At 52.2% G+C, this 26661-nt stretch carries 19 protein-coding genes, 1 tRNA gene, 3 rRNA genes and 1 pseudogene; 17 read left to right on the top strand and 7 right to left on the bottom strand.

Annotated elements, in window-relative coordinates; translation table 11 throughout:
- Positions 1–23: 23 nt before the first annotated feature.
- Positions 24–410, top strand: coding sequence for a DnaJ family domain-containing protein (locus DAQ1742_RS18230; RefSeq protein WP_035344512.1), 387 nt, complete (start codon positions 24–26; stop codon positions 408–410).
- A 54-nt stretch (positions 411–464) separates the two neighbouring features.
- Positions 465–731 (top strand): alternative ribosome-rescue factor A, encoded by a 267-nt coding sequence (locus tag DAQ1742_RS18225; protein ID WP_071604112.1) that lies wholly within the window; start codon positions 465–467, stop codon positions 729–731.
- On the opposite strand, the gene mscL is transcribed toward DAQ1742_RS18225, so the two are convergent.
- The 5 genes from mscL to def form a co-directional block, all read right to left on the bottom strand.
- Complete coding sequence (gene mscL / locus DAQ1742_RS18220; protein WP_035344505.1) at positions 694–1119, bottom strand: large-conductance mechanosensitive channel protein MscL; 426 nt, start codon at positions 1117–1119, stop codon at positions 694–696. The two genes, DAQ1742_RS18225 and mscL, sit on opposite strands and share 38 nt — an antisense overlap.
- A 105-nt stretch (positions 1120–1224) precedes the next feature.
- Positions 1225–2601, bottom strand: coding sequence for a Trk system potassium transporter TrkA (trkA, locus tag DAQ1742_RS18215; RefSeq protein WP_035344502.1), 1377 nt, complete (start codon positions 2599–2601; stop codon positions 1225–1227).
- Positions 2602–2644: 43 nt separating this feature from the next.
- Positions 2645–3937 (bottom strand): 16S rRNA (cytosine(967)-C(5))-methyltransferase RsmB, encoded by a 1293-nt coding sequence (gene rsmB / locus DAQ1742_RS18210; RefSeq protein WP_035344499.1) that lies wholly within the window; start codon positions 3935–3937, stop codon positions 2645–2647.
- 60 nt (positions 3938–3997) lie between these two features.
- Entirely contained in the window at positions 3998–4939 is a 942-nt protein-coding gene (gene fmt / locus DAQ1742_RS18205) for a methionyl-tRNA formyltransferase (protein WP_035344498.1), read from the bottom strand.
- A 38-nt stretch (positions 4940–4977) separates the two neighbouring features.
- Positions 4978–5487 (bottom strand): peptide deformylase, encoded by a 510-nt coding sequence (gene def, locus DAQ1742_RS18200; protein WP_035344495.1) that lies wholly within the window; start codon positions 5485–5487, stop codon positions 4978–4980.
- Between the two features lie 113 nt (positions 5488–5600).
- Here def and dprA point away from each other — a divergent pair, with 113 nt between their 5' ends.
- The 6 genes and pseudogenes from dprA (at position 5601) to DAQ1742_RS18170 (ending at position 9464) form a co-directional block, all read left to right on the top strand.
- On the top strand, positions 5601–6734 hold the full coding sequence (gene dprA / locus DAQ1742_RS18195) for a DNA-protecting protein DprA (RefSeq protein WP_035344493.1): 1134 nt from the start codon (positions 5601–5603) through the stop codon (positions 6732–6734).
- Positions 6706–7179 carry a DUF494 family protein gene (locus DAQ1742_RS18190; RefSeq protein ID WP_035344491.1) on the top strand — a complete coding sequence of 158 codons (474 nt, stop codon included), beginning with the start codon at positions 6706–6708 and terminating at the stop codon, positions 7177–7179. The genes dprA and DAQ1742_RS18190 overlap by 29 nt, the downstream gene beginning before the upstream one ends.
- 19 nt (positions 7180–7198) lie before the next feature.
- Positions 7199–7762 carry a DNA topoisomerase family protein gene (locus tag DAQ1742_RS18185; protein WP_071604111.1) on the top strand — a complete coding sequence of 188 codons (564 nt, stop codon included), beginning with the start codon at positions 7199–7201 and terminating at the stop codon, positions 7760–7762.
- A 29-nt stretch (positions 7763–7791) separates the two neighbouring features.
- Positions 7792–8351: pseudogene (tsaC, locus tag DAQ1742_RS18180) on the top strand (L-threonylcarbamoyladenylate synthase type 1 TsaC).
- Between the two features lie 19 nt (positions 8352–8370).
- Positions 8371–9198, top strand: coding sequence for a shikimate dehydrogenase (gene aroE, locus DAQ1742_RS18175; protein WP_035344487.1), 828 nt, complete (start codon positions 8371–8373; stop codon positions 9196–9198).
- Entirely contained in the window at positions 9195–9464 is a 270-nt protein-coding gene (locus DAQ1742_RS18170; protein ID WP_035344485.1) for a DUF1488 family protein, read from the top strand. Before aroE ends, DAQ1742_RS18170 begins: the two co-directional genes overlap by 4 nt.
- Before the next feature lie 38 nt (positions 9465–9502).
- Here DAQ1742_RS18170 and DAQ1742_RS18165 read toward each other — a convergent pair whose 3' ends face one another.
- A complete protein-coding gene (locus DAQ1742_RS18165; RefSeq protein ID WP_035344483.1) occupies positions 9503–10045 on the bottom strand; it encodes a gamma carbonic anhydrase family protein in 543 nt (180 codons plus the stop codon).
- A 461-nt stretch (positions 10046–10506) separates the two neighbouring features.
- On the opposite strand from DAQ1742_RS18165, the gene DAQ1742_RS18160 reads away from it, so the two are divergent.
- The 8 genes from DAQ1742_RS18160 (at position 10507) to aceK (ending at position 21958) form a co-directional block, all read left to right on the top strand.
- A 16S ribosomal RNA gene (locus DAQ1742_RS18160) occupies positions 10507–12048 on the top strand.
- An 85-nt stretch (positions 12049–12133) separates the two neighbouring features.
- Positions 12134–12209, top strand: a tRNA-Glu gene (locus DAQ1742_RS18155).
- A gap of 204 nt (positions 12210–12413) precedes the next feature.
- Positions 12414–15322 (top strand): 23S ribosomal RNA (locus DAQ1742_RS18150).
- A gap of 118 nt (positions 15323–15440) precedes the next feature.
- Positions 15441–15556: ribosomal RNA gene (gene rrf, locus DAQ1742_RS18145) — 5S ribosomal RNA — on the top strand.
- Together the 16S, 23S and 5S rRNA genes with 1 tRNA gene alongside form the textbook arrangement of a ribosomal RNA operon.
- A 371-nt stretch (positions 15557–15927) precedes the next feature.
- A complete protein-coding gene (metA, locus tag DAQ1742_RS18140; protein ID WP_035344480.1) occupies positions 15928–16857 on the top strand; it encodes a homoserine O-acetyltransferase MetA in 930 nt (309 codons plus the stop codon).
- 307 nt (positions 16858–17164) lie between these two features.
- Complete coding sequence (aceB, locus tag DAQ1742_RS18135) at positions 17165–18763, top strand: malate synthase A (protein WP_035344478.1); 1599 nt, start codon at positions 17165–17167, stop codon at positions 18761–18763.
- A 26-nt stretch (positions 18764–18789) separates the two neighbouring features.
- Positions 18790–20097 (top strand): isocitrate lyase, encoded by a 1308-nt coding sequence (gene aceA, locus DAQ1742_RS18130; RefSeq protein ID WP_035344476.1) that lies wholly within the window; start codon positions 18790–18792, stop codon positions 20095–20097.
- Between the two features lie 79 nt (positions 20098–20176).
- Positions 20177–21958, top strand: a complete 1782-nt coding sequence (aceK, locus tag DAQ1742_RS18125; protein ID WP_035344474.1) for a bifunctional isocitrate dehydrogenase kinase/phosphatase — start codon at positions 20177–20179, stop codon at positions 21956–21958.
- Here aceK and iclR read toward each other — a convergent pair.
- On the bottom strand, positions 21937–22770 hold the full coding sequence (gene iclR, locus DAQ1742_RS18120) for a glyoxylate bypass operon transcriptional repressor IclR (protein WP_035344471.1): 834 nt from the start codon (positions 22768–22770) through the stop codon (positions 21937–21939). The two genes, aceK and iclR, sit on opposite strands and share 22 nt — an antisense overlap.
- Before the next feature lie 180 nt (positions 22771–22950).
- Between iclR and metH the strand changes: the two genes are divergently transcribed.
- Complete coding sequence (gene metH / locus DAQ1742_RS18115; protein WP_035344469.1) at positions 22951–26634, top strand: methionine synthase; 3684 nt, start codon at positions 22951–22953, stop codon at positions 26632–26634.
- The last annotated feature ends 27 nt before the right edge of the window (positions 26635–26661 follow it).

Genomic DNA, 26661 nt, shown 5'->3' with positions numbered 1-26661 from the left:
CTGGGTATTTTGTGAGAGCTGATATGTTCCCTATTGATGAATGGGCTGAACGCCATATCCTTGAGTCACAAAAACGTGGAGAATTTGAGCACTTGCCTGGAGCTGGTAAACCGCTTCAGTTGGATGACAACAGTGCAGTGCCCGTTGAACTGCGTAGCATATATCATTTAATGAAGAATGCGGGTTTTATGCCAGCAGAGTTATTAGATTGCAAAGAGGCTCTGAAAGTGGCTGATCTATTGTATGCCACGGACCCGGAATCAAAAGAATATATAGAGTTATCTGGAAAACTGAGATCGTTAGAATTACGTTTACAGCTATCAGGAATAAGCACGGATTTTTTAAATGGTACGTATCAGGGGGCGTTTAAACATAAAATTGATAAATCTGATGATAGCGGTGAAGTGTAGTGTTAAACCTGTACGAATGTAGCTAGTACCATCACTCTCTAATAAGGTAAATATATGTCGAGATATCGTCACACCAAAGGAAAAATAAACGATAATGCGCTGGAAGCATTACTTCATGACCCATTATTCCGCCAGCGTGTTGAAAAAAATACTAAAGGTAAGGGAAGCTACCGCCGGAAAGACAAATATCAGAATGTGCGTGGAAGTAATAACTGGGAGGCCAGTGGTAAGAATATCTTTTTACCACTGGCTTTCTGGCATATTGATTTAGCTTTGGGAGCCACTAATTATTTCTGGACTGCCTCTCGGCCTGTTGTTTGAGCAAATCTCGAATCTCTGTTAATAACTTCTCTTCTGTCGTGATCTTCGGTGTGGTATCAGGTTGTACTTGTTGTGCACGGCGTAGTTTATTCATTAATTTAATAGCTATAAAAATGGCAAAAGTAACAATAATAAAATCAAAAATGTTCTGAATAAAAGTACCGTAATTGATGCTGACAGCTGAAATGTTGTCGTGTGCTTCTCGTAATACCCAGTGAAACTGCCTGAAATCGACACCGCCAATTAATAATCCTAACGGTGGCATAATGATGTCAGAAACCAGTGACGATACTATTTTACCAAAGGCAGCACCAATGATAACGCCCACGGCCAGGTCAACAACGTTGCCCCGCATGGCAAACTCACGAAATTCTTTCATTACACTCATCGCCATTTCCTCGTTATATCTGTTTCGTTAAGCTTAACAAGTGGCTGAGAAATTACCATAACAGGCCCCATAAGGCGTGAAGGTACGCCCGATAGTTTTTTGGCATTACAAAAAGAAGGGGCTTGGCTGGAATAAACGCTCGACATCAGAAATGTATTTCTTATCGGTCAGGAACATAATCACGTGATCACCTTGTTCAATTTGAAGGTTATTGTTAGCGATAATCACATCATCGCCACGTACAATTGCACCGATAATCGTACCCGGCGGCAGCTTAATGTCCGCCACCATGCGGCCAACAACTTTGGATGTGCCTTCATCGCCATGTGCGATAGCCTCGATGGCTTCTGCCACACCACGGCGTAGTGATGATACACTGACAATATCTGCCTTGCGTACATGCCCCAGCAGTGCGGAAATCGTTGCCTGCTGTGGTGAAATAGCAACGTCAATGACGCTTCCCTGAACGAGGTCAACATAGGCTCGGCGCTGAATCAGCACCATGGCTTTTTTGGCTCCCATACGTTTAGCTAGCATAGCCGACATGATGTTGGCTTCATCATCATTGGTAATCGCAATAAATACATCAAATTGCTCGACATGTTCCTGAGTCAGCAATTCCTGGTCAGATGCATCACCGTGGAAGACAATGGTATGTTGCAGCCTTTCGGCCAGTTCTGCTGCGCGTTGAGCATCCCGTTCTATCAGTTTGACGCTGTAATCTTTTTCTAATTTGCGTGCCAAACCTGCGCCAACATTACCGCCTCCGACAATCATGATACGTTTATAGGGTTTCTCCAGCCGCTGCATTTCACTCATTACCGCACGAATATGTTGCGATGCAGCAATGAAGAACACTTCATCTCCAGCTTCAATCACGGTTGAACCTTGTGGCCGGATAGGACGATCGTGGCGGAAAATAGCAGCAACCCGGGTTTCGATATGAGGCATGTGATCGCGCATTGTGGATATTGCGTTTCCCACAAGTGGCCCGCCATAGTAAGCGTTTACTGCCGCAATACTGACTTTTCCTTGTGCGAAATTAACCACCTGCAAAGCACCGGGATACTCAATCAATTTATAGATGTTGTCGATAACCAACTGTTCAGGTGAAATCAAGTGATCGATTGGGACTGCTTCGGTGTTAAAGAGCAGCCCTGACTCGCGGATATACTCTGCGGAACGAACGCGTGCGATGCGGTTAGGCGTATTAAACAGTGTGTAAGCAACCTGACAGGCAATCATGTTAGTTTCGTCGGCGTTAGTGACAGCGATAAGCATGTCTGCATCTTCAGCCCCCGCTTCGCGTAATACGCGTGGATGGGAAGCATAGCCAGTGACGACGCGCAGATCGAATTTATCCTGAAGCTGACGTAATCGGGTTGTGTTGGTATCGACAACCGTAATGTCATTATTTTCGCCGGACAGATTTTCCGCCAGCGTTCCGCCAACCTGACCTGCACCAAGAATGATTATCTTCATTGTCATCTCTGCCGTATTGTTTGCTGTCGGGGAAGACTTACTGTCATGAGGTTTTTACCAGTTTCGCATAAAAGAAACCATCACCATCCAGAGCGGCTGGCAGATTTTGAATCCCTGGTTTTGAGAGATTGCCCGTATCACTTAGTGAAGCATCGGTATGGCGTTGCAGAAATGACGCTATCTGCTGCTGATTTTCTTCCGGTAAGACGGAACAGGTTGCATAGACGAGGGTACCGCCTTTTTTTAAATGCGGCCAGATAGCCTCCAGAATTGACTGTTGCAGGGCAGATAATTCGTTGATATCGCTATCACGGCGTAACCATTTGATATCAGGGTGTCTGCGAATAACTCCTGTTGCTGAACAAGGCGCATCCAGTAGAATGCGATCAAACAATTTGTCACCACACCACAATGATGGTGTTCTGCCGTCGCCACATTTTACGTCTGCATGTTGCTTCAGGCGGTGTAGATTTTCATGAACTCGCTTTAACCGTTGCTCATCAATATCAACCGCAACAACGCGCGCGAGTGGAGCCGCTTCGAGTATGTGCGTGGTTTTTCCTCCAGGCGCGGCGCACAGATCAAGAATATCGTCACCATTTTGAGGAGCAAGCCAGTGAATACATCCCTGTGCTGACGCATCCTGTACTGTTACCCATCCTTGCTCGAACCCTGGTAATTGATTAACGGCACACGGTGTTTCAAGCCTGACTGCATCGGTATAGAAGGCGTGTGGATGAGCATTAATGCCTTGTTCTTGCAGCAACCCCAGATAAGCTTCGCGCGTATGATGTAGCCGGTTGACTCTGAGCCACATCGGGGGATGCTGATTATTCGCGGTAACGATGTGTTCCCATTGATCCGGGTAGGCCGCTTTCAAGCGGAGCAGTAGCCAGTCAGGGTGTGAGTAATGGGCTGGCGTATTTTTTACTCTTAACTGCAACTCATCTTGCTGACGCTGAAACTGACGCAAAACGCCATTAATCAGGCCTTTTAACTGAGGGCGCTTGAGTGCCACGGCACCATTGACCGTTTCTGCCAGTGCTGCATGGGCAGGAATGCGTGTATACGTGAGCTGATACAAGCCAACCATAAGCAGGTAATGAAGAATTTTTTGCTTACCAGCCAGTGGTTTTGCCATCAACTGATGCAGATACCACTCCAGCTCTGGCAGTACGCGTAATACGCCAAAGCAGATCTCCTGAAGTAGCGCCCGATCCTTTTCGCTAATATTTCGCTGAAGTGCAGGGAGGATGTGACTGAGAGATTGGCCTTGTTCAACAACCTGAATCAGGGTGTTAGCGGCGATACTGCGAAGGTTATAGGTGCTTTTCATGGAATTTGGGATGGTAGAGGAATACAGGGGTACCGACCGGACAGTATCGGTACCATGGTGTTAAGCCAGTATGCTGCCAGGTGTGAACCATTCGCGTCGAGAGTTTAATAAATCCTGTGCCGACATCGCTTTTTTGCCTGATGGCTGCAATATCTGCATATTTAATATGCCATTGGCAGTGGCAATCTGGATGCCACTTTTATCAGCACGGACAATGGTTCCCGGTTGTTGCTGTTGCGTCGTATCAAGCACTTCTGCTTTCCAGACTTTTACCGGTTGCTCTTCCACGACGAAGTAACTGACGGGCCATGGATTAAATGCACGTATACACCGCTCCAGCTGTGCTGCGGGTAATTGCCAGTTGAGTCGGGCTTCTTCTTTACTGAGTTTTTCAGCGTAGGTTGCCTGGTCGTTATCCTGCTGTTCGGCGACAGCACTGGCGGTGGATAACTGTGAAAGCGTGGCCAGCAGCCCCTGGGGCCCTAGTTTTGCCAGTGTGTCATACAGCGTGGCGCTGGTGTCATCAGGCAAAATCGGGCAGGCGATTTTATGAAGCATGGCTCCGGTATCAAGGCCTGCATCCATTTGCATAATTGTTATCCCGGTCTGGTTATCACCAGCCCAGAGTGCCCGCTGTATTGGTGCTGCGCCGCGCCAGCGAGGGAGCAGAGAGCCATGGACATTAATGCACCCGAGTCGTGGCATATCTAAAACCGCCTGAGGCAAGATCAACCCGTAAGCGACTACCACCATAACATCCGCATTAAGGTCAGAAATACTCTGCTGATTTTCTGCCACACGTAGCGATGCAGGCTGGAAAACCGGAAGCTCGTGCTGTTGCGCGAGTATTTTGACTGGGCTGGGTGTCAGCTTGTTACCGCGTCCCGCAGGGCGATCCGGTTGTGTGAATACGCCAACGACGTTATGTTCTGATGATAATAACGCTTCGAGATGCTGTGCGGCAAAATCTGGCGTTCCTGCAAAAATAATACGTAGTGACACGAGGTTTCCTACCCAGAAATAGGGTTAACGGTAATGAATTATGCCCGCTTGTTCAGTCTGGCGAGTTTTTCCAGCTTTTGCCGGATGCGCTGGCGTTTCATCGCTGATAAATAATCAACAAACAGCTTGCCGACCAGATGATCCATCTCATGCTGGATACAAATAGCCAGTAACCCCTCGGCTTGCAGCTCAAACGGCTTGCCTTCACGGTCAAGGGCTCGTACTTTGATACTTTCCGCGCGCGGAACTAACGCACGCGTTTCAGGGATGGAAAGGCAGCCTTCTTCAATCCCCGTATCACCCGATTTCTCAAGTAACTCAGGGTTAATTAACACCAGGCGCTGATCACGCTCCTCAGAGACATCAATCACGATAATTTGCTGATGAACATCGACCTGAGTGGCAGCAAGGCCAATTCCCTCTTCTGCGTACATTGTTTCGAACATATCGTCCACAATACGCTGGATCTCTGCATCAACTTTTTTTACTGGCTTTGCCTGAGTGCGAAGCCGCTCGTCTGGAAAATGTAATACTTGCAAGACTGACATAGGTATTTAGATCTGTATTCAGGTGGTTAAAAAGCTTCAGTGTTTATTGTAGACATTTCCGCAGGTGATTGACAGCATCGTGACCCAGGTCAAAGCAGCGTGCAGGGGGCAATATGATGGAAATGGAAATCTGGCTCAGACTCATGTCAGTCAGGGGAATGAATACCCGACACTGTGCGAAATTGTGTATGCAGTTGCTCTCTGCTCATGACTTCTCACCTCGCTATTTGTATGCATTAGGCGTAAAGGAAAGTCAGGTGGAGCAGTTTTTTCGTGTCAGTGGCAAGGAGATTGATGCGCTAGCATCTTGGCTGGAGCAGCCATCGCATCATTTGCTGACATACAACCATCCTGCTTATCCTCCCTTGCTCGGTCACATTACCTCGCCACCGCTGTGTTTGTTTATTGAGGGGGATAAGGATGTGCTTTCATCGCCGCAGTTTGCAGTGGTGGGAAGCCGCCATCATACCCCTTATGGTGAACAGTGGGGGTATTACTTTTGTCAGTCTGTTGCCTCGTATCCGCTGACTATTACCAGTGGCCTTGCTGTGGGAATCGACGGTATTGCACACCGTGCGGCACTGGATGCTGGCGGAAAGACAGTCGCTGTGCTCGGAAGTGGATTAAATCACCTGTATCCGTCTCGCCACCGCGATCTTGCTGCTGATATTGTGGCAGGCGGTGGGGCTCTGGTGTCTGAGTTCCCTCTGGACATGCGTCCACTGCCAGTTAACTTTCCCCGGCGTAATCGTATTATCAGCGGGCTCAGCCTTGGCGTGCTGGTTGTTGAAGCATCATTGCGCAGTGGTTCTCTGGTGACTGCACGTTATGCTCTAGAACAAAATCGGGAAGTCTTTGTCTTGCCTGGTGCGCTGGGTAATCCGATGACTGAAGGTAATCACTGGTTGATACAGCAGGGGGCCTGCCTTGTTACTCAGCCTAAAGACATTTTTACACAACTCCATAATGGCCTGCGCTGGTTTGCCGATATTCCCAATGAAGAGGTGCCTGAAATTATTTGCTCAACGCAGAGTGAACGGGAATTGCCATTTGCTGATGTGTTGGCTACCGTAGGAGATGAGGTTACACCTGTTGACGTTGTCGCTGAACGTGCCGGCCAACCTGTGCCAGAGGTAGTGAATAAGTTACTGGATCTGGAGTTAGCAGGATGGATCGCAGCTGTACCCGGCGGCTATGTCCGAATAAGGAGGGCAGGCCATGTTCGACGTACTCATGTACTTGTTTGAAACTTACATCCACAATGAAACTGAAATGCGTGTCGATCAGGATACGTTGACCGATGACCTCACCCGCGCTGGATTTGATCGTGATGATATTTATAGCGCGCTCGATTGGCTGGAGAAGTTGGCTGATTTGCAGGAAGGGCAAACGCCGCCATTGGCGCTTGCCAGCGATCCTTTAGCTTTACGTATTTATACGGCTGAAGAGGAACAACTGCTGGATGCGGATTGCCGGGGCTTTTTGTTATTCCTCGAGCAAATCAAGGTATTAAGTCTGGAAACCCGCGAGATGGTGATTGACCGGGTGATGGCACTGGAAACACAAGATTTCGATCTTGAAGATCTTAAATGGGTCATTTTGATGGTTTTGTTCAATGTGCCAGGTTGTGAAAATGCGTATCAACAAATGGAAGATTTACTCTTTGAACCCCACGAAGGGTATTTGCAGTAACCAGGTATTTGAGTAAATCATGGTTAAACCCGTACTTACTGTTGAAAAGCAGCATCAGGTTTGCCCTGAATGTGGGGCCGTGCTGGTTATCCGATCTGGGCGGCACGGCCCGTTTCTTGGCTGTTCCCATTATCCAGAATGCAATTATATCCGATCGCTTAAGCCGTATGCCGATGGGCATGTGGTAAAGGTGCTTGATGGCCAATTGTGCCCTCTTTGTGATGCAACGCTGGTACTGCGTCAGGGGCGCTATGGCATGTTTATTGGTTGCAGCGCCTATCCAGACTGTGAACATACACAGACGATAGATAGCCCTGATGAAACATCTCTCGTATGCCCCCAATGTGGTGAAGGGCGGTTACTACAACGTAAATCACGTTATGGTAAGACGTTCCATGCTTGTGAGCGTTATCCGACTTGTCAGTTCACGCTGAATAATAAGCCTGTTGCCGGTGAATGCGCCCATTGTCGCTATCCACTCTTGATTGAAAAGAAAACAGCTCAGGGAATTAGGCGCTTTTGCGCCAGTAAATTGTGTGGCAAACCTGTATCTGATGACGCTTCCCACAGCGATAAAGCTTAGTGAATAGCAAATTGTAGTGAGTAGGTAACGTGACAATTGAAGAATTAGCTCCACTTATCCAGTTATTACGCGACCAGCAAGTGATTGCATACCCGACGGAAGCGGTATTTGGCCTTGGCTGTGATCCAGATAGTGAGGTTGCCGTAGAAAAATTACTCGCATTGAAACAGCGCCCAAGAGATAAAGGGCTGATTTTGATTGCAGCGAATGTTCAGCAACTTGCGCCTTATGTGGAGATATCTGCGCTGTCAGATAGCCAGCGTCAGGCCGTTTTCGATACCTGGCCCGGCCCTTTTACCTGGGTGATCCCAGCCAAATTGACAACACCAGAATGGCTGACGGGGCGTTTTAGCTCACTGGCCGTTCGCGTTAGCGATCATCCTCTGGTGCAGCAACTCTGTCTGGCGTTTGGTAAACCTTTGGTTTCTACGAGTGCTAACTTAACAGGTCACCCCCCGTGCCGTACTTATCAGGAAGTGATGGTTCAGTTTGAACATCGCCTTCCTGTGCTCAGGGGGAAGTGGGGAAACGATTGAATCCTTCGGAAATTCGTGATGCGTTGACTGGCGAAATGCTGCGTCAAGGTTAATGGTTATTGGAGAACGAATGTGTCTGTGAGTCTGTCTTTTGCTGTTTTTGGTCACCCGATTGCACATAGCAAATCACCCCGTATTCATGCCTTGTTCGCTGCACAAACCGGCGTGGCGTTAAGCTATGAGCGTATATTGGCACCGCTGGATAATTTTGAAGAGAGCTTGCAGGCATACTTCCGACAGGGCGCTCGAGGTGCAAATATCACAGCACCGTTTAAAGAACGAGCGTGTGGTGTGATGCATCGTCTGAGTGAGCGTGCGTCGTCTGCCGGTGCTGTCAATACCGTGTTAAAAAACGAAGATGGTTCATTATATGGTGACAATACCGACGGTATCGGCCTGCTTAGTGACTTAAAACAGCACGGTTTTATTACACCGGGTTGTAAGGTTTTGCTGGCTGGCGCTGGCGGAGCCGCTCGTGGCGTGATTCAACCGCTGCTTGCGTATGGATGTTCCCTGGTGATAACGAATCGCACGTTCGAGAAAGCCGAGTCACTGGCAAGACATTTCTGTGCTGAAGGGGAAATACATGCGTTACCGATGGAAAAGTTAAGCGACCATTATTTTGATTTGATCATCAACGCGACATCATCAGGTGTTGCAGGCGACATTCCCGCGCTGCCCATATCGCTCGTTTCGCCAAATACTCACTGTTATGACATGTTCTATCAGGCTGAACCCACACCTTTTCTGAGATGGTGTATTCAACATGGTGCACAGCGTTATCTGGATGGTATGGGGATGCTGGTTTGGCAAGCAGCCCACGCATTTCAACTATGGCATGGTTTTATGCCGGATGTTGCCCCCGTTATTGAAACAATGAAACAGGAACTGGTTGGGTGAACCAGTATATCCAATATCCCGACAGGGAATCGTGGCATGAGAGTGAGCGAGCAATCGTGTTTCCGGTACTCGTTGGGGGGTTCCAGCATCAATGTGTGCTTGGTCAGAGCACACTCGTGATGCGGTATGGCGACAAAACGCCGCAGCAGTGGCTGGTGCTGTTTCGTCAGCATCGCTGGGACTGGGAAGAGGTGTTCGACAACCTAATCCGCAGTGATGAATATGACGACTCTGGGCGCTTTATACTCTCTATTGAATTTGAATAAGGGTAGGAAAGTGATGCTATACAAAGGAATATAATTAGTCACTTTGATTGGCTAATATATTCATTCTTCCAGCGTACATAATTATCCGATGAGTAAAGCAGCCCTGCTTTTTCCTCCTCACTTAACGGGCGAATCTTTCTGGCAGGGCTGCCGAGGTAAAGATGGCCTGTCTCTAAGGTTTTTCCTGACGAAACCAGGCTGCCTGCACCAATTATTACCTCGTCTTCAATAACGGCACCATCAAGGATGATTGAGCCCATCCCAACGAGCACACGGTTGCCGATATTACAGCCATGCAGCATGACTTTATGTCCAACAGTCACATCCTCTCCAATAATGAGCGGATTACCGCGAGGGTTTGTTTCAGAGCGATGTGTAACGTGAAGGACGCTACCATCTTGAATATTAGTACGCGCTCCGATTCTGATGGCGTTGACATCACCTCTGATGACGACTAACGGCCAGACACTCACATCCTCTGCAAGCGCTACGTCTCCGATGATGACACTTGATGTATCGATCATGACGTTTTTGCCGAGTATCGGCCGTGTGTTTTTGAACGTGCGTAATGGATTGGGCATATTCCGTAATCTCCAGCAGGATAAAAATGAGCCTGGATCGTGAGGCGATCTGGCTTTTTGCTCAGAAAATAACGTTGATCGTACAATAACTCAACGTAAGGGTGGAAAAATGCACGAATAGTAAAAAAGATCGAAAAAAGGGTTGTGCAACCTGTCTGGATCCCTATAATGCGACCCCACTGACACGGTAACAGCGGCAACGCAGTGCGGTGTCAGCGAAAAAGAAACGAAAAAAAGCGTTGACTCTTCATGAGGAAAGCGTAGTATACGCCACCTCGCGACAGCAGGCTCAGGCCGGTCGCACTGCTCTTTAACAATTAATCAGACAATCTGTGTGGGCACTCGCAGGACACTTCGCAAAAAACTTTTGTGAAAGTCTTGAAGAGTGACAACAGTTAATTCATTACGAAATAACAGTAAATTCTTTGAGCACGTTTTCTTCGGAAAACACAATCAAACTTAAATTGAAGAGTTTGATCATGGCTCAGATTGAACGCTGGCGGCAGGCCTAACACATGCAAGTCGAGCGGTAGCACAAGGGAGCCTGCTCCCTGGGTGACGAGCGGCGGACGGGTGAGTAATGTCTGGGAAACTGCCTGATGGAGGGGGATAACTACTGGAAACGGTAGCTAATACCGCATAACGTCTTCGGACCAAAGAGGGGGACCTTCGGGCCTCTTGCCATCGGATGTGCCCAGATGGGATTAGCTAGTAGGTGGGGTAAAGGCTCACCTAGGCGACGATCCCTAGCTGGTCTGAGAGGATGACCAGCCACACTGGAACTGAGACACGGTCCAGACTCCTACGGGAGGCAGCAGTGGGGAATATTGCACAATGGGCGCAAGCCTGATGCAGCCATGCCGCGTGTGTGAAGAAGGCCTTCGGGTTGTAAAGCACTTTCAGCGGGGAGGAAGGGGGCAGGCTTAATACGTCTGTTCATTGACGTTACCCGCAGAAGAAGCACCGGCTAACTCCGTGCCAGCAGCCGCGGTAATACGGAGGGTGCAAGCGTTAATCGGAATGACTGGGCGTAAAGCGCACGCAGGCGGTCTGTTAAGTTGGATGTGAAATCCCCGGGCTTAACCTGGGAACTGCATTCAAAACTGACAGGCTAGAGTCTCGTAGAGGGGGGTAGAATTCCAGGTGTAGCGGTGAAATGCGTAGAGATCTGGAGGAATACCGGTGGCGAAGGCGGCCCCCTGGACGAAGACTGACGCTCAGGTGCGAAAGCGTGGGGAGCAAACAGGATTAGATACCCTGGTAGTCCACGCTGTAAACGATGTCGATTTGGAGGTTGTGCCCTTGAGGCGTGGCTTCCGGAGCTAACGCGTTAAATCGACCGCCTGGGGAGTACGGCCGCAAGGTTAAAACTCAAATGAATTGACGGGGGCCCGCACAAGCGGTGGAGCATGTGGTTTAATTCGATGCAACGCGAAGAACCTTACCTACTCTTGACATCCAGCGAACCTTGTAGAGATACGAGGGTGCCTTCGGGAACGCTGAGACAGGTGCTGCATGGCTGTCGTCAGCTCGTGTTGTGAAATGTTGGGTTAAGTCCCGCAACGAGCGCAACCCTTATCCTCTGTTGCCAGCACTTCGGGTGGGAACTCAGGGGAGACTGCCGGTGATAAACCGGAGGAAGGTGGGGATGACGTCAAGTCATCATGGCCCTTACGAGTAGGGCTACACACGTGCTACAATGGCGTATACAAAGAGAAGCGACCTCGCGAGAGCAAGCGGACCTCATAAAGTACGTCGTAGTCCGGATTGGAGTCTGCAACTCGACTCCATGAAGTCGGAATCGCTAGTAATCGTAGATCAGAATGCTACGGTGAATACGTTCCCGGGCCTTGTACACACCGCCCGTCACACCATGGGAGTGGGTTGCAAAAGAAGTAGGTAGCTTAACCTTCGGGAGGGCGCTTACCACTTTGTGATTCATGACTGGGGTGAAGTCGTAACAAGGTAACCGTAGGGGAACCTGCGGTTGGATCACCTCCTTACCGAGTGAAGAGCCTGCGTGGTGTCCACACAGATTGTCTGATGAAGTAAAAGAGTCAAAAGCGTCTTGCGAAGCTGACAAGAGATGTCCCCTTCGTCTAGAGGCCCAGGACACCGCCCTTTCACGGCGGTAACAGGGGTTCGAATCCCCTAGGGGACGCCAATGACAAGACAGGTGAGTGAAAGTCACGGTCAGGGATATCCCGAAGATAACCTAAAGCTGATTAGCAATAGTCAGGTTTACGTTATCTTGCTCTTTAACAATCTGGAACAAGCTGAAAAATTGAAACGACAGCATGTGTATGAGAATGCATGTGTTGTTCGAGTCTCTCAAAAACTTGCATCCCGAAACACCTTCGGGTTGTGAGGTTAAGCGACTAAGCGTACACGGTGGATGCCTAGGCAGTCAGAGGCGATGAAGGGCGTGCTAATCTGCGATAAGCGTCGGCAAGGCGATATGAGCCGTTATACCCGACGATACCCGAATGGGGAAACCCAGTGTGTTTCGACACACTATCACACACTGAATTCATAGGTGTGTGAGGCGAACCGGGGGAACTGAAACATCTCAGTACCCCGAGGAAAAGAAATCAACCGAGATTCCCCCAGTAGCGGCGAGCGAACGGGGAGGAGCCCAGAACCATCATCGGCGTGTGTGTCAGTGGAAGCGTCTGGAAAGGCGCACGGTACAGGGTGACAGTCCCGTACACGAAGATGCACAGGCCGTGAGTTCGACGAGTAGGGCGGGACACGTGGTATCCTGTCTGAACATGGGGGGACCATCCTCCAAGGCTAAATACTCCTGACTGACCGATAGTGAACCAGTACCGTGAGGGAAAGGCGAAAAGAACCCCGGCGAGGGGAGTGAAATAGAACCTGAAACCGTGTACGTACAAGCAGTGGGAGCCTTGATTTATCAGGGTGACTGCGTACCTTTTGTATAATGGGTCAGCGACTTATATTCTGTAGCAAGGTTAACCGAATAGGGGAGCCGCAGGGAAACCGAGTCTTAACTGGGCGTTAAGTTGCAGGGTATAGACCCGAAACCCGGTGATCTAGCCATGGGCAGGTTGAAGGTTGGGTAACACTAACTGGAGGACCGAACCGACTAATGTTGAAAAATTAGCGGATGACTTGTGGCTGGGGGTGAAAGGCCAATCAAACCGGGAGATAGCTGGTTCTCCCCGAAAGCTATTTAGGTAGCGCCTCGTGAATTCATCTTCGGGGGTAGAGCACTGTTTCGGCTAGGGGGCCATCCCGGCTTACCAACCCGATGCAAACTGCGAATACCGAAGAATGTTATCACGGGAGACACACGGCGGGTGCTAACGTCCGTCGTGAAGAGGGAAACAACCCAGACCGCCAGCTAAGGTCCCAAAGTCATGGTTAAGTGGGAAACGATGTGGGAAGGCCCAGACAGCCAGGATGTTGGCTTAGAAGCAGCCATCATTTAAAGAAAGCGTAATAGCTCACTGGTCGAGTCGGCCTGCGCGGAAGATGTAACGGGGCTAAAACCATGCACCGAAGCTGCGGCAGCGACACTATGTGTTGTTGGGTAGGGGAGCGTTCTGTAAGCCTGTGAAGGTGGCCTGTGAGGGCTGCTGGAGGTATCAGAAGTGCGAATGCTGACATAAGTAACGATAATGCGGGTGAAAAACCCGCACGCCGGAAGACCAAGGGTTCCTGTCCAACGTTAATCGGGGCAGGGTGAGTCGACCCCTAAGGCGAGGCTGAAAAGCGTAGTCGATGGGAAACAGGTTAATATTCCTGTACTTGGTGTTACTGCGAAGGGGGGACGGAGAAGGCTATGTCATCCGGGCGACGGTTGTCCCGGTTTAAGCGTGAAGGTGGGTGGACCAGGCAAATCCGGTCTGCTGTCAACACTGAGGCGTGATGACGAGGCACTACGGTGCTGAAGTGACAGATGCCCTGCTTCCAGGAAAAGCCTCTAAGCATCAGGTAACATTAAATCGTACCCCAAACCGACACAGGTGGTCAGGTAGAGAATACTCAGGCGCTTGAGAGAACTCGGGTGAAGGAACTAGGCAAAATGGTGCCGTAACTTCGGGAGAAGGCACGCTCCTGTGGGTGAAGTCCCTCGCGGACGGAGCTGACGGGAGTCGCAGATACCAGCTGGCTGCAACTGTTTAATAAAAACACAGCACTGTGCAAACACGAAAGTGGACGTATACGGTGTGACGCCTGCCCGGTGCCGGAAGGTTAATTGATGGGGTCAGCCGCAAGGCGAAGCTCTTGATCGAAGCCCCGGTAAACGGCGGCCGTAACTATAACGGTCCTAAGGTAGCGAAATTCCTTGTCGGGTAAGTTCCGACCTGCACGAATGGCGTAATGATGGCCAGGCTGTCTCCACCCGAGACTCAGTGAAATTGAACTCGCTGTGAAGATGCAGTGTACCCGCGGCAAGACGGAAAGACCCCGTGAACCTTTACTATAGCTTGACACTGAACCTTGAGCCTTGATGTGTAGGATAGGTGGGAGGCTTTGAAGTGTGGACGCCAGTCTGCATGGAGCCGACCTTGAAATACCACCCTTTAATGTTTGATGTTCTAACCTGGGTCCGTAATCCGGACTGGGGACAGTGTCTGGTGGGTAGTTTGACTGGGGCGGTCTCCTCCCAAAGAGTAACGGAGGAGCACGAAGGTTAGCTAATCCTGGTCGGACATCAGGAGGTTAGTGCAAAGGCATAAGCTAGCTTGACTGCGAGAGTGACGGCTCGAGCAGGTGCGAAAGCAGGTCTTAGTGATCCGGTGGTTCTGAATGGAAGGGCCATCGCTCAACGGATAAAAGGTACTCCGGGGATAACAGGCTGATACCGCCCAAGAGTTCATATCGACGGCGGTGTTTGGCACCTCGATGTCGGCTCATCACATCCTGGGGCTGAAGTAGGTCCCAAGGGTATGGCTGTTCGCCATTTAAAGTGGTACGCGAGCTGGGTTTAGAACGTCGTGAGACAGTTCGGTCCCTATCTGCCGTGGGCGTTGGAAGATTGAGGGGGGTTGCTCCTAGTACGAGAGGACCGGAGTGAACGCACCACTGGTGTTCGGGTTGTCATGCCAATGGCACTGCCCGGTAGCTACGTGCGGAAGAGATAACCGCTGAAAGCATCTAAGCGGGAAACTTGCCCCGAGATGAGTCTTCCCTGGGAACTTGATTCCCCTGAAGGGACGTTTAAGACGAAGACGTTGATAGGCTGGGTGTGTAAGCGCAGCGATGCGTTGAGCTAACCAGTACTAATGACCCGAGAGGCTTAACCTTACAACACCGAAGGTGTTTTAGAGAGACGGAAAGAAGAGATTCAGCTTGTTCAGAGATTGGTTCGGGTGGTTGTGTGTAAGCGAAAGCGGAGCATGACGGCCGGAATGAAACGAATTTGCCTGGCGGCGACAGCGCGGTGGTCCCACCTGACCCCATGCCGAACTCAGAAGTGAAACGCCGTAGCGCCGATGGTAGTGTGGGGTCTCCCCATGCGAGAGTAGGGAACTGCCAGGCATCAAACAGAGCGAAGGGCCCGGTCGAAAGACCGGGCCTTTTGTTTTTTATGGTTTTTGTGTGGTTTTACACCCGTTGTATGCTTTTTGCGGTAACGGTTTAACTCTGCGGCGGCCACCTGGTTGTAGCTCCATCGTTTAATACCTCATCTTACATTTTTTCCTGTGTTTCATTTGTCCCGTTCCATCACTCCCTGTGATTGACTTGCCCGTCTATGCTTATCTTTTAATTGCATATGCAAAGTTGATTTTCGAATGAAAGATTTTCAACCTGGCAGGTTATGGCTCGACATTACGTCTAAAAATCGTTATCTTTGGCGGCCTAGAAGGCTAAACGTATAAACGTATAAACGTGTGTAGTGAGGTGGGGTTATGCCGATCCGGGTTCCTGATGAATTACCTGCTGTTAGTTTCTTGCGTAATGAAAATGTCTTTGTGATGGCTTCTTCACGCGCCAGAACGCAGGAAATTCGCCCGTTAAAGGTGCTGGTACTTAACCTGATGCCAAAGAAAATCGAGACGGAAAACCAGTTTCTGCGCCTGCTGTCGAATTCGCCGTTGCAGGTGGATATTCAGCTTTTGCGCATTGATAGTCGTGAGTCAAAAAATACCCCGACCGAGCATCTCAATAATTTTTACTGCGACTTTGAAGATATTGAGCATGAGAATTTTGATGGTTTGATCGTCACCGGTGCTCCATTAGGGTTGGTAGATTTCTGTGACGTAGTGTATTGGCCACAGATAGAGCGTGTCGTGAACTGGGCTAAGGATCATGTCACATCCACACTATTTGTATGCTGGGCTGTTCAGGCGGCGCTCAATGTGCTTTACGGTATTCCCAAACTGACTCGTGAAATGAAACTGTCTGGTGTGTATTCTCACCATACATTACAGCCTCATGCGCTGCTGACGCGTGGTTTTGATGAAACCTTCCTTGCTCCCCACTCTCGCTATGCAGATTTTCCTTGCGATGTGATCCGTGAACATACCGACCTGGAAATCCTGGCAGAGTCTGATGTGGCGGGGGCATACCTGTTCGCCAGCAAAGACAAGCGGCTGGCATTTGTGACCGGGCATCCTGAATATGATGCGTTGACGCTGGCCGGGGAATACTTCCGTGATTGTGATGCAGGGCTTGCTCCGGCAGTGCCAGAGAACTACTTTCCACATGACGATCCACAGAAGACACCACGCGCCAGCTGGCGTAGTCATGGGCACTTGCTGTTTGCGAATTGGCTGAACTATTACGTTTATCAGATAACTCCATTTGATTTGCGTCGCATGAACCCAACACTAGACTAACCTCTCACCTGATTTTGTCTGAAAGGCACCGGATGGTGCCTTTTCTTTTTTACGTCAATGCATTAGACGTGTCTCCTCTGCTTTTTATCGTTATTTTTCCTTTAGAAAAGTGCTTCTATCTTTGTTTTTATTTTTAATTCTTTTAAATCAATGCATTGCTTTTATTAAAAACTAAAAATGGAAATAGTTTTTGATTTTTATTTTTATTGGATTAGGCTTAGTGCTGTTGGCTGAAAAACGTTCGAGTTAAGTTCGCAGATTGAGCAGCTAATAAGGCGAAGATGGCGGAGCAAAAAGGAACGAAGACATGACACAACAGACGATAAGCAGGGAACTGGTGTTCACCATAGCGTTAGGTGACGCGGAAAGGCAGATTCTGACGACAGAGGCGGTTGATTTTCTCACTGCACTGGTAAGCCGGTTTACATCACAGCGCAATCACCTGCTGGCTGAACGTCAGGTAATACAGGCGCGGATTGATAGTGGTGAATTACCTGGATTCATTTCGGAAATGGATTCCATAAAAAAATCTGACTGGAAAATTCGTGGTATCCCGAATGACCTGTTGGATCGCCGGATAGAGATTACTGGTCCGGTGGAGCGCAAAATGGTGATTAACGCCCTGAACGCCAATGTGAAAGTCTTCATGGCAGACTTTGAAGACTCGCTGGCACCCGGTTGGTCAACGGTGATCGAGGGGCAAATCAATTTGCGCGATGCCGTGCGTGGCACTATCGCCTACACCAGCGAAGCGGGAAAGATTTATCAGCTCAGGCCTAATCCCGCAGTGTTGATTTGTCGGGTTCGTGGGTTACACCTGCCGGAAAAACACGTTTTGTGGCAGGGTGAACCTATCCCTGCCAGCCTGTTCGATTTTGCGCTCTATTTTTTCCACAACTACCGTCAATTGCTGGCGAAAGGCAGCGGCCCCTATTTCTATTTGCCCAAAACCCAATCGTGGCAAGAAGCGGCCTGGTGGAGTGAGGTGTTCGGTTATGCCGAAGACCACGTTGGTTTAGCGCGCGGCACTATCAAAGCCACGGTATTGATTGAAACCCTGCCTGCCGTGTTCCAGATGGACGAGATCTTGTATCACTTGCGTGACCATATCGTCGGGCTGAACTGCGGTCGTTGGGACTATATCTTCAGTTATATCAAAACATTGAAGAATCACCCGGATCGCGTATTACCCGATCGTCAGTCAGTCACGATGGACAAGCCGTTCCTGAGCGCCTACTCGCGTTTGCTGATCAAAACCTGTCACCGGCGCGGTGCATTTGCCATGGGCGGTATGGCGGCCTTCATCCCCAGTAAAGAGGCGGAACGCAACGCCTGGGTGCAAGAGAAGGTCAGGCAGGACAAGGAACTGGAAGCCCGCAACGGTCATGATGGCACCTGGATTGCCCACCCCGGTTTGGCCGACACCGTGATGCCGGTGTTTGACCGCCTGCTGGGCGATCGCCCCAATCAGTTAGATGTGTTGCGTGAAGATGATGCACCGGTGACCGCAGAGGAATTGCTGGCCCCTTGCCCGGGCGAGCGCACCGAAGCCGGTATGCGCGCCAATATCCGCGTGGCGGTGCAGTACATTGAAGCCTGGATTTCCGGCAACGGTTGCGTACCGATTTACGGTCTGATGGAGGACGCTGCGACGGCCGAGATCTCCCGCACCTCCATCTGGCAGTGGATTCACCATGGCAAAACCCTCAGCGATGGCCGCGTGGTGACCAACGCCTTGTTCCGCCAGATGCTGGCTGAAGAGATGCGGGTTATCCGTAGTGAGCTGGGTGACACCCGCTTTGATAGCGGCCGTTTCGAGGAAGCAGGCCAACTGATGGAGCGTATCACCACGCAAGACGCGTTAATCGATTTCCTCACCTTACCCGGTTACGACTTACTTGATTAATCCTGTTTAAAAAAAAAGGAATCGCTATGAGCACCTCTCGTACCCAACAAATCGAGCAACTGGAAAAAGAGTGGAATACCCCGCGCTGGGAAGGCATTACCCGCCCGTATCGTGCTGAGGATGTGGTGAACCTGCGCGGCTCGGTCAACCCGGTTTGCACGCTGGCGCAGCTCGGGGCAGAAAAGCTGTGGGCGCTGCTGAACGGAAAATCGCGTAAAGGTTACGTCAACTGCCTCGGCGCGCTGACCGGCGGGCAAGCGCTGCAACAGGCGAAGGCGGGGCTGGAGGCGGTGTATCTGTCCGGCTGGCAGGTGGCGGCGGATGCTAACCTGGCGGCCAGTATGTACCCGGATCAATCGCTCTACCCGTCGAACTCGGTGCCTGCGGTGGTGCAGCGCATTAACAATACCTTCCGGCGAGCGGATCAAATTCAGTGGTCGAACGGTATCGGGCCGGACGACCCGCGTTATACCGACTATTTTTTGCCGATTGTGGCCGATGCCGAAGCGGGTTTTGGCGGCGTACTCAATGCATTTGAACTGATGAAATCGATGATTGAGGCGGGGGCTGCGGCGGTGCATTTCGAAGACCAGCTCGCCTCGGTGAAAAAGTGTGGCCACATGGGCGGCAAGGTGTTGGTGCCGACGCAAGAAGCGGTGCAAAAACTGGTGGCGGCGAGGCTGGCAGCCGATGTCATGGGCGTGCCGACGCTGCTGGTGGCACGAACCGATGCCGATGCGGCGGATTTGCTGACGTCCGATTGTGATGACTATGACCGTGAGTTTGTTACCGGTGAGCGCACGGTTGAAGGCTTTTATCGAACCCGTGCCGGGGTGGATCAGGCCATCAGTCGCGCGCTGGCCTATGCGCCCTATGCCGATTTGGTATGGTGCGAAACCTCAACGCCTGACCTGGCGTTAGCCCGGCGTTTTGCCGAGGCTATTCACGCGCGTTTCCCCGGTAAGTTGCTGGCGTATAACTGCTCGCCGTCCTTTAACTGGCAGAAGAATCTGGATGACAGCACCATTGCCCGCTTTCAGGATGAGCTGTCGGCCATGGGCTATAAGTACCAGTTCATCACCCTGGCCGGTATTCACAGCATGTGGTTCAACATGTTCGACCTGGCCCATGCCTATGCGCAGGGTGAAGGTATGAAGCATTACGTTGAAAAAGTGCAGCAACCGGAGTTTGCCGCCATCAAAAACGGCTACACCTTCTCCTCGCATCAGCAGGAGGTGGGAACCGGGTATTTTGATAAGGTCACCACGCTGATCCAGGGCGGGTCATCATCGGTCACGGCATTGACCGGTTCGACGGAAGAGCAGCAGTTCTAAGATCAACACACTGCACCCTCGCGGCCAGCCTGATGCTGGCCGCGAGACGTTTAATGGGTGATGACAGAAGGAGCGGTCGATGAATCGGGGTCGAGAGCAACTGGTAGCACAGACCATTTTGCAGGGCTTTGATGCGCAATACGGGCGGTTTCTGGAAATTACCGCAGGCGCGCAGCAGCGCTTTGAGCAGGCGGACTGGCATGGCGTGCAGCAGGCGATGAAACAGCGTATTCAGCTTTATGACCACCACGTCGGGCTGGTGGTAGCGCAACTGGGCTGCATTAGCGAACAACGCTGCTATGACGCTGCATTCGTGGCGCGGGTAAAGCAGCTGTATACCGCCTTGCTGCCGGACTACCCGCGCGTTGAGATTGCCGAGAGCTTTTTCAATTCGGTGTATTGTCGCTTGTTTCACCACCGCGAGCTGACGCCGGATAAGCTGTTTATTTTCAGCTCCCAGCCCTCACTGCCCGTTGGCGCAATGGCACGCCCGCTGGCGCGTACCTATCAGCCGCATCAGGGCTGGCAGGCGATGCTGGCGGCGGTATTGACGGCATTGCCGCTGCGTCTGGGCTGGGAAAATCTGGCGCGCGATATCGGGTATATTCTGCGCTCGCTGGCCGAAACGTTTGCGGGCCCGGCGCTGGCGGTGGCTTCGCTTCAGGTGGCCAACGAGCTGTTTTACCGCAATAAGGCGGCCTGGCTGGTGGGAAAACTGGTGTTGCCGCAGGGGACTTTCCCGTTTCTGTTGCCGATCCATCGCACCGAGCAGGGCACACTGTTTATCGATACCTGCTTAACGCAGCATGCCGATGCCAGCATCGTATTTGGTTTTGCCCGCTCCTATTTTATGGTCTATGCGCCACTGCCTGGCGCGCTGGTGGCCTGGCTGCGCGATATTCTACCGGGCAAGACCACCGCCGAGCTGTATCTGGCCATCGGCTGCCAGAAGCACAGCAAAACCGAATATTACCGTGAGTACCTGAATTTTATTGCCTGCACCCGCGAGCAATTTGTCAGCGCGCCGGGTGTAAAAGGGATGGTGATGCTGGTGTTTACCCTGCCGGGTTTTGACCGGGTATTTAAAGTGATTAAGGATAACTTCGCGCCGCAAAAAGAGGTGAGCGAGGCGCGGGTGCGGGCGTGCTACCAACTGGTGAAAGAGCACGATCGCGTTGGGCGTATGGCGGATACGCAGGAGTATGAAAACTTTGTGCTGGAAAAAGCGCGCATCAGCACCGCGTTGCTGGAAGAGCTGTGGCGCGAAGTGCCCGGCAAGCTTGATGACCTGGGCGATAGGCTGGTGATTCGTCATCTGTATATGGAACGGCGGATGACGCCGCTGAACCTCTATCTTGAGCAGGTGAGCGGGCAGGCGCTGCGCGATGTGATTGAGGAATACGGCAATGCGATTCGCCAGATGGCGGCGGCCAATATTTTTCCCGGCGACATGCTGTTTAAAAACTTCGGTGTCACCCGCCATGGCCGGGTGGTGTTTTATGACTATGACGAAATCTGTTACATGACCGAGGTGAACTTCCGCGATCTGCCACCGCCGCGTGACATCGCCGATGAAATGGCCGCCGAACCCTGGTATAGCGTGGGGCCCAATGATGTGTTCCCACAGGAATTCCGCCAGTTTTTGTGCCGTGATCCTAACGTACGGGCGTTGTTTGACGCCTTGCACGGTGAGTTGTTTCAGGCCGATTACTGGCGGGGATTACAGCAGCGTATCTGCGCCGGTCATATTGAAGATGTCTATGCGTACCGGCGCAGAAAACGCTTTTGTCAGTGCTATGCCGCACCGGTGACGACGGCGACAGCCGTTGAGTCGTGGCCTCAGCGTGTGCCGCCATACTGATAGGTGATGGTTTTCGCCGCCTTGATAACCAGTGCGCCCAGCTCGGTGAGGCGGTCATTGGTCATGCGTGATACCGGGCCGGAAATGGAAATGGCGGCGAAGGCCTCGTGATGCTCATCCAGAATACAGGCGGCGACGCAGCGTAACCCCAGCGCGTGCTCCTCGTCATCCAGCGCGTAGCCCTGACGCCGAATCGCTGCCAGATTGTCTTTAAGCGTTTGCGCACCCAGCGTGTGGGCGGTGTAACTGTGCAACCCTTTGCGGTGCAGCAACTGGGTGATTTTCTCCTCCGGCAGTTGGGCGAGAAACGCTTTGCCCGCCCCGGAGGCGTGCATCGGCAATTTGCCACCGATGGGTGCGGACATACGCATTAATGCTCTGCACTGCACCTGGTCGATAATAATCGCCTGATAATCGGTGCTATCCAGCACCGCGAGGTTGACCGTTTCGCCGGAGTCTTCCATCAGTCGACGCAGCATTGGGTGCACCAGCGTGAGCAGGTTGCGGCTTTGCAAAAAACTGCTGCCGACAATGAACGCCTGCGTGCCGATAGTCCATAACCCCAAATCCCCGACCTGGCGCACAAACCCCTGTTGCTGCATGGTGGTTAACAGGCGGTGCGTGGTGGAGTTGGGCAGCCCTGCCTGTTGCGCTAAATCGGTCAAGGCAATGCTGCCGTTGGCGCGAGCGATAGACTCCAGTAATGTCAGCCCGCGGGTCAGCGATTGCACCTGCCCTGCAGGCTGAACAGGCGCGGCCGCGCTGGCCGCACGGGGTTTTTTGCCGCGTTTAGCGGGTTCGGGCGTCGTCATGCTGAGGGTTCCTTTTTCATATCATGGAATCGATTTTCGTTTTTTCAGCGCAGAATGCAACCGTCTTCTCGCTTGCGACGCCAGCGTATGGTTATCAACAACGCATGGCGCGGGTGCGGCAATCTCTTGTGCTAGGATAAAGGCTCGCACAGACGACAGGTAAATAACGAGAATAAGATAATGGTAAATCGGTTACAGGCATTACAGCAGCAACTGGCGCAGCGCATTATGATTCTGGACGGTGGCATGGGAACGATGATCCAAAGCTACCGTTTACAAGAAGAAGACTACCGGGGCGAACGCTTTGCCGACTGGCCGAGTGACCTGAAGGGTAATAATGACCTGCTGGTGCTCAGTAAGCCGGAGGTGATAACCGCCATTCATCATGATTATCTGGCCGCTGGCGCAGATATTCTGGAAACCAACACGTTTAACGCCACCCGTATTGCGATGGCGGATTATCAGATGGAGGCGCTATCGGCGGAAATTAACACCGCCGCCGCCCGGCTGGCGCGCGCCTGTGCCGATGAGTGGACGGCGCGCACGCCAGAGCGCCCGCGTTATGTGGCGGGCGTGCTGGGGCCAACCAATCGCACGGCCTCCATTTCGCCCGATGTAAATGACCCGGCGTACCGTAACGTCAGCTTTGATCAACTGGTGGATGCCTACCGCGAATCGACCCGCGCATTAATTGAAGGTGGCGTCGATATCATTTTGATTGAAACCGTCTTTGACACGCTGAACGCCAAAGCAGCCGTGTTTGCGGTAGAAACCGAATTTGAGGCATTGGGCGTCACATTACCGGTAATGATTTCCGGCACCATTACCGATGCCTCCGGCCGTACTCTGTCTGGCCAGACAACCGAAGCGTTCTATAACTCGCTGCGCCATGCCCGGCCACTGTCGTTTGGCCTGAACTGTGCGCTGGGGCCGGATGAACTGCGCCAGTACGTGGCGGAGCTGTCGCGCATTGCCGAATGTTACGTCACCGCACACCCCAACGCGGGCTTGCCAAACGCCTTTGGCGAGTACGATCTGGATGCCGGAGAGATGGCGCGCCAGATAGGGGAATGGGCGCAATCCGGTTTCCTGAACATTATCGGCGGCTGTTGCGGCACCACGCCTGAGCACATTGCGGCGATGGTAAAAGCCGTGGAGGGGGTGGCCCCGCGTGCGCTGCCTGCGCTGCCAGTGGCTTGCCGCCTCTCGGGGCTGGAACCGCTCAATATCGGCAGCGAGACACTGTTTGTAAACGTGGGCGAGCGCACCAATGTCACCGGTTCGGCCAAATTCAAGCGCCTTATCAAAGAAGAAAAATATAACGAAGCGCTGGATGTGGCGCGCCAGCAGGTGGAAAGCGGCGCGCAGATTATCGACATCAACATGGACGAAGGGATGCTTAACGCCGAAGCGGCGATGGTGCGTTTCCTGAATCTTATCGCTGGCGAGCCGGATATCGCCCGCGTGCCGATCATGATCGACTCCTCCAAGTGGGACGTGGTGGAGGCCGGGCTGAAATGTATTCAGGGCAAAGGGATTGTTAACTCGATTTCGATGAAAGAAGGCGTAGAAGCCTTTGTCCATCACGCCCGGCTGGTCAGGCGCTACGGTGCTGCCGTGGTGGTGATGGCGTTTGACGAAGTGGGTCAGGCCGATACCCGCGCGCGCAAGATTGAGATTTGCCGCCGTGCTTACCAGATCCTGACCGAAGAGGTCGGTTTCCCGCCGGAAGACATCATTTTCGACCCGAACATTTTTGCCGTTGCGACCGGTATCGAAGAGCACAATAACTATGCGGTGGACTTCATTGAAGCCTGTGCTGACATCAAAGCCCAGTTGCCGCATGCGATGATTTCCGGCGGTGTGTCCAACGTGTCGTTCTCGTTTCGCGGCAACGAACCGGTACGTGAGGCGATTCACGCCGTGTTCCTGTATTACGCCATTCGTAACGGTATGGATATGGGCATTGTCAACGCCGGTCAGTTGGCTATTTACGACGACTTGCCCGCTGAACTGCGTGATGCGGTGGAAGACGTGATTCTCAACCGGCGTGACGACGGCACCGAGCGGCTGCTGGCGATTGCCGAGAAATACCGCGGCACCAAGTCGGATGATGACAATAATAAAGCTGAGGCCGAGTGGCGCGGCTGGCCGGTGAAAAAACGGCTGGAGTATGCGCTGATTAAAGGCATTACCGAGTTTATCGAGCAGGATACCGAAGAGGCACGCGCGCAGTCTGCTCGTCCTATCGAGGTGATTGAAGGCCCGCTGATGGACGGCATGAACGTGGTCGGTGACCTGTTCGGCGCGGGGAAGATGTTCCTGCCGCAGGTGGTGAAATCCGCGCGCGTGATGAAGCAGGCGGTGGCCTATCTGGAGCCGTTTATTCAGGCCAGCAAGGAGGCAGGCAGTAGCGCCGGTAAAATCTTGCTGGCGACGGTGAAAGGCGATGTTCACGACATCGGCAAAAACATCGTCGGCGTGGTGTTGCAGTGCAACAACTACGAAATCATTGATTTAGGCGTGATGGTGCCGACCGATAAAATCCTTAAAACCGCCCGTGAAGAAAACGTGGATATTATCGGTTTATCGGGGCTGATTACCCCGTCGCTGGATGAAATGGTCAACGTTGCCAAAGAGATGGAGCGCCAGGGTTTTACACTGCCACTGCTGATTGGTGGTGCGACCACCTCCAAAGCGCACACGGCAGTGAAAATTGAGCAGAACTACAGCGGCCCGACGGTCTACGTGCAGAATGCGTCGCGCTCGGTGGGCGTGGTGTCGGCGTTGCTTTCGGATACGCAACGCGACGACTTTGTGGCGCGTACCCGCAAAGAGTATGAAACCGTGCGTATCCAGCATGGCCGTAAAAAACCGCGCACGCCGCCGGTGTCGCTGGCGGTGGCGCGCGATAACGCCATGCCGATCGATTGGCAAAGCTACACGCCGCCGGTGGCGCACCGTTTGGGTGTGCAGCCGGTTTGTGCCAGCATTGAGACGCTGCGCAACTATATCGACTGGACGCCCTTTTTCATGACCTGGTCGCTGGCGGGCAAATATCCGCAGATCCTGACCGATGAGGTGGTAGGCGAAGAGGCGCAACGCCTGTTTGCCGATGCCAATGCCATGCTCGACAATCTGGCTGCCAGTGGTGCGTTAAACCCGCGCGGGGTGGTGGGCTTGTTCCCGGCCAACCGGGTGGGGGATGACATTGAAATCTATACCGACGAGCGGCGCACCGAGGTGCTGGCCATCAGCCATCATTTGCGCCAGCAAACCGAAAAAACCGACTTCCCGAATTACTGCCTGGCGGATTTTATTGCACCGTTATCCAGCGGCAAGCCCGATTATTTTGGTGCGTTTGCCGTCACCGGCGGGCTGGAGGAAGACGCGCTGGCGGCACAGTGGGAAGCCCAACACGACGATTACAACAAAATCATGCTCAAAGCGCTGGCAGACCGGCTGGCGGAAGCCTTCGCCGAGTACCTGCACGAGCGGGTACGCAAGGTCTACTGGGGCTACGCGCCGAATGAAAATCTCGGCAATGACGAGCTGATCCGCGAAAATTATCAGGGCATTCGCCCGGCACCGGGTTACCCCGCCTGCCCGGAACACACCGAGAAGGCGACCATCTGGCAATTGCTGGATGTGGATAACACGGTTGGCATGAAACTCACCGAGTCTTATGCCATGTGGCCGGGCGCATCGGTATCGGGCTGGTACTTCAGCCACCCGGACAGCAAGTATTTCGCCGTGGCGCAAATCCAGCGCGATCAGGTGGCGGATTACGCTGCCCGTAAACAGATGCCGGTCGAGGACGTCGAGCGCTGGCTGGCCCCGAATCTGGGGTATGATGCGGATTGAGTTATTCGAGACTAAAAAAACAGGCCG

Source organism: Dickeya aquatica (assembly GCF_900095885.1).
Lineage (GTDB): Bacteria > Pseudomonadota > Gammaproteobacteria > Enterobacterales > Enterobacteriaceae > Dickeya > Dickeya aquatica.
The sequence above is the reverse complement of the archived record's forward strand: the minus strand, read 5'-3'. Positions and strand labels throughout refer to the sequence as shown.

Coding starts and splice junctions, on each gene's coding strand:
- aceA (WP_035344476.1), top strand. CDS start 18,790: ATGAGCACCTCTCGTACCCAACAAATCGAGCAACTGGAAAAAGAGTGG.
- metH (WP_035344469.1), top strand. CDS start 22,951: ATGGTAAATCGGTTACAGGCATTACAGCAGCAACTGGCGCAGCGCATT.
- DAQ1742_RS18185 (WP_071604111.1), top strand. CDS start 7,199: ATGGTTAAACCCGTACTTACTGTTGAAAAGCAGCATCAGGTTTGCCCT.
- metA (WP_035344480.1), top strand. CDS start 15,928: ATGCCGATCCGGGTTCCTGATGAATTACCTGCTGTTAGTTTCTTGCGT.
- aceB (WP_035344478.1), top strand. CDS start 17,165: ATGACACAACAGACGATAAGCAGGGAACTGGTGTTCACCATAGCGTTA.
- DAQ1742_RS18165 (WP_035344483.1), bottom strand. CDS start 10,045: ATGCCCAATCCATTACGCACGTTCAAAAACACACGGCCGATACTCGGC.
- DAQ1742_RS18190 (WP_035344491.1), top strand. CDS start 6,706: ATGTTCGACGTACTCATGTACTTGTTTGAAACTTACATCCACAATGAA.
- rsmB (WP_035344499.1), bottom strand. CDS start 3,937: ATGAAAAGCACCTATAACCTTCGCAGTATCGCCGCTAACACCCTGATT.
- iclR (WP_035344471.1), bottom strand. CDS start 22,770: ATGACGACGCCCGAACCCGCTAAACGCGGCAAAAAACCCCGTGCGGCC.
- def (WP_035344495.1), bottom strand. CDS start 5,487: ATGTCAGTCTTGCAAGTATTACATTTTCCAGACGAGCGGCTTCGCACT.
- aceK (WP_035344474.1), top strand. CDS start 20,177: ATGAATCGGGGTCGAGAGCAACTGGTAGCACAGACCATTTTGCAGGGC.
- DAQ1742_RS18230 (WP_035344512.1), top strand. CDS start 24: ATGTTCCCTATTGATGAATGGGCTGAACGCCATATCCTTGAGTCACAA.
- DAQ1742_RS18225 (WP_071604112.1), top strand. CDS start 465: ATGTCGAGATATCGTCACACCAAAGGAAAAATAAACGATAATGCGCTG.
- mscL (WP_035344505.1), bottom strand. CDS start 1,119: ATGAGTGTAATGAAAGAATTTCGTGAGTTTGCCATGCGGGGCAACGTT.
- trkA (WP_035344502.1), bottom strand. CDS start 2,601: ATGAAGATAATCATTCTTGGTGCAGGTCAGGTTGGCGGAACGCTGGCG.
- dprA (WP_035344493.1), top strand. CDS start 5,601: ATGATGGAAATGGAAATCTGGCTCAGACTCATGTCAGTCAGGGGAATG.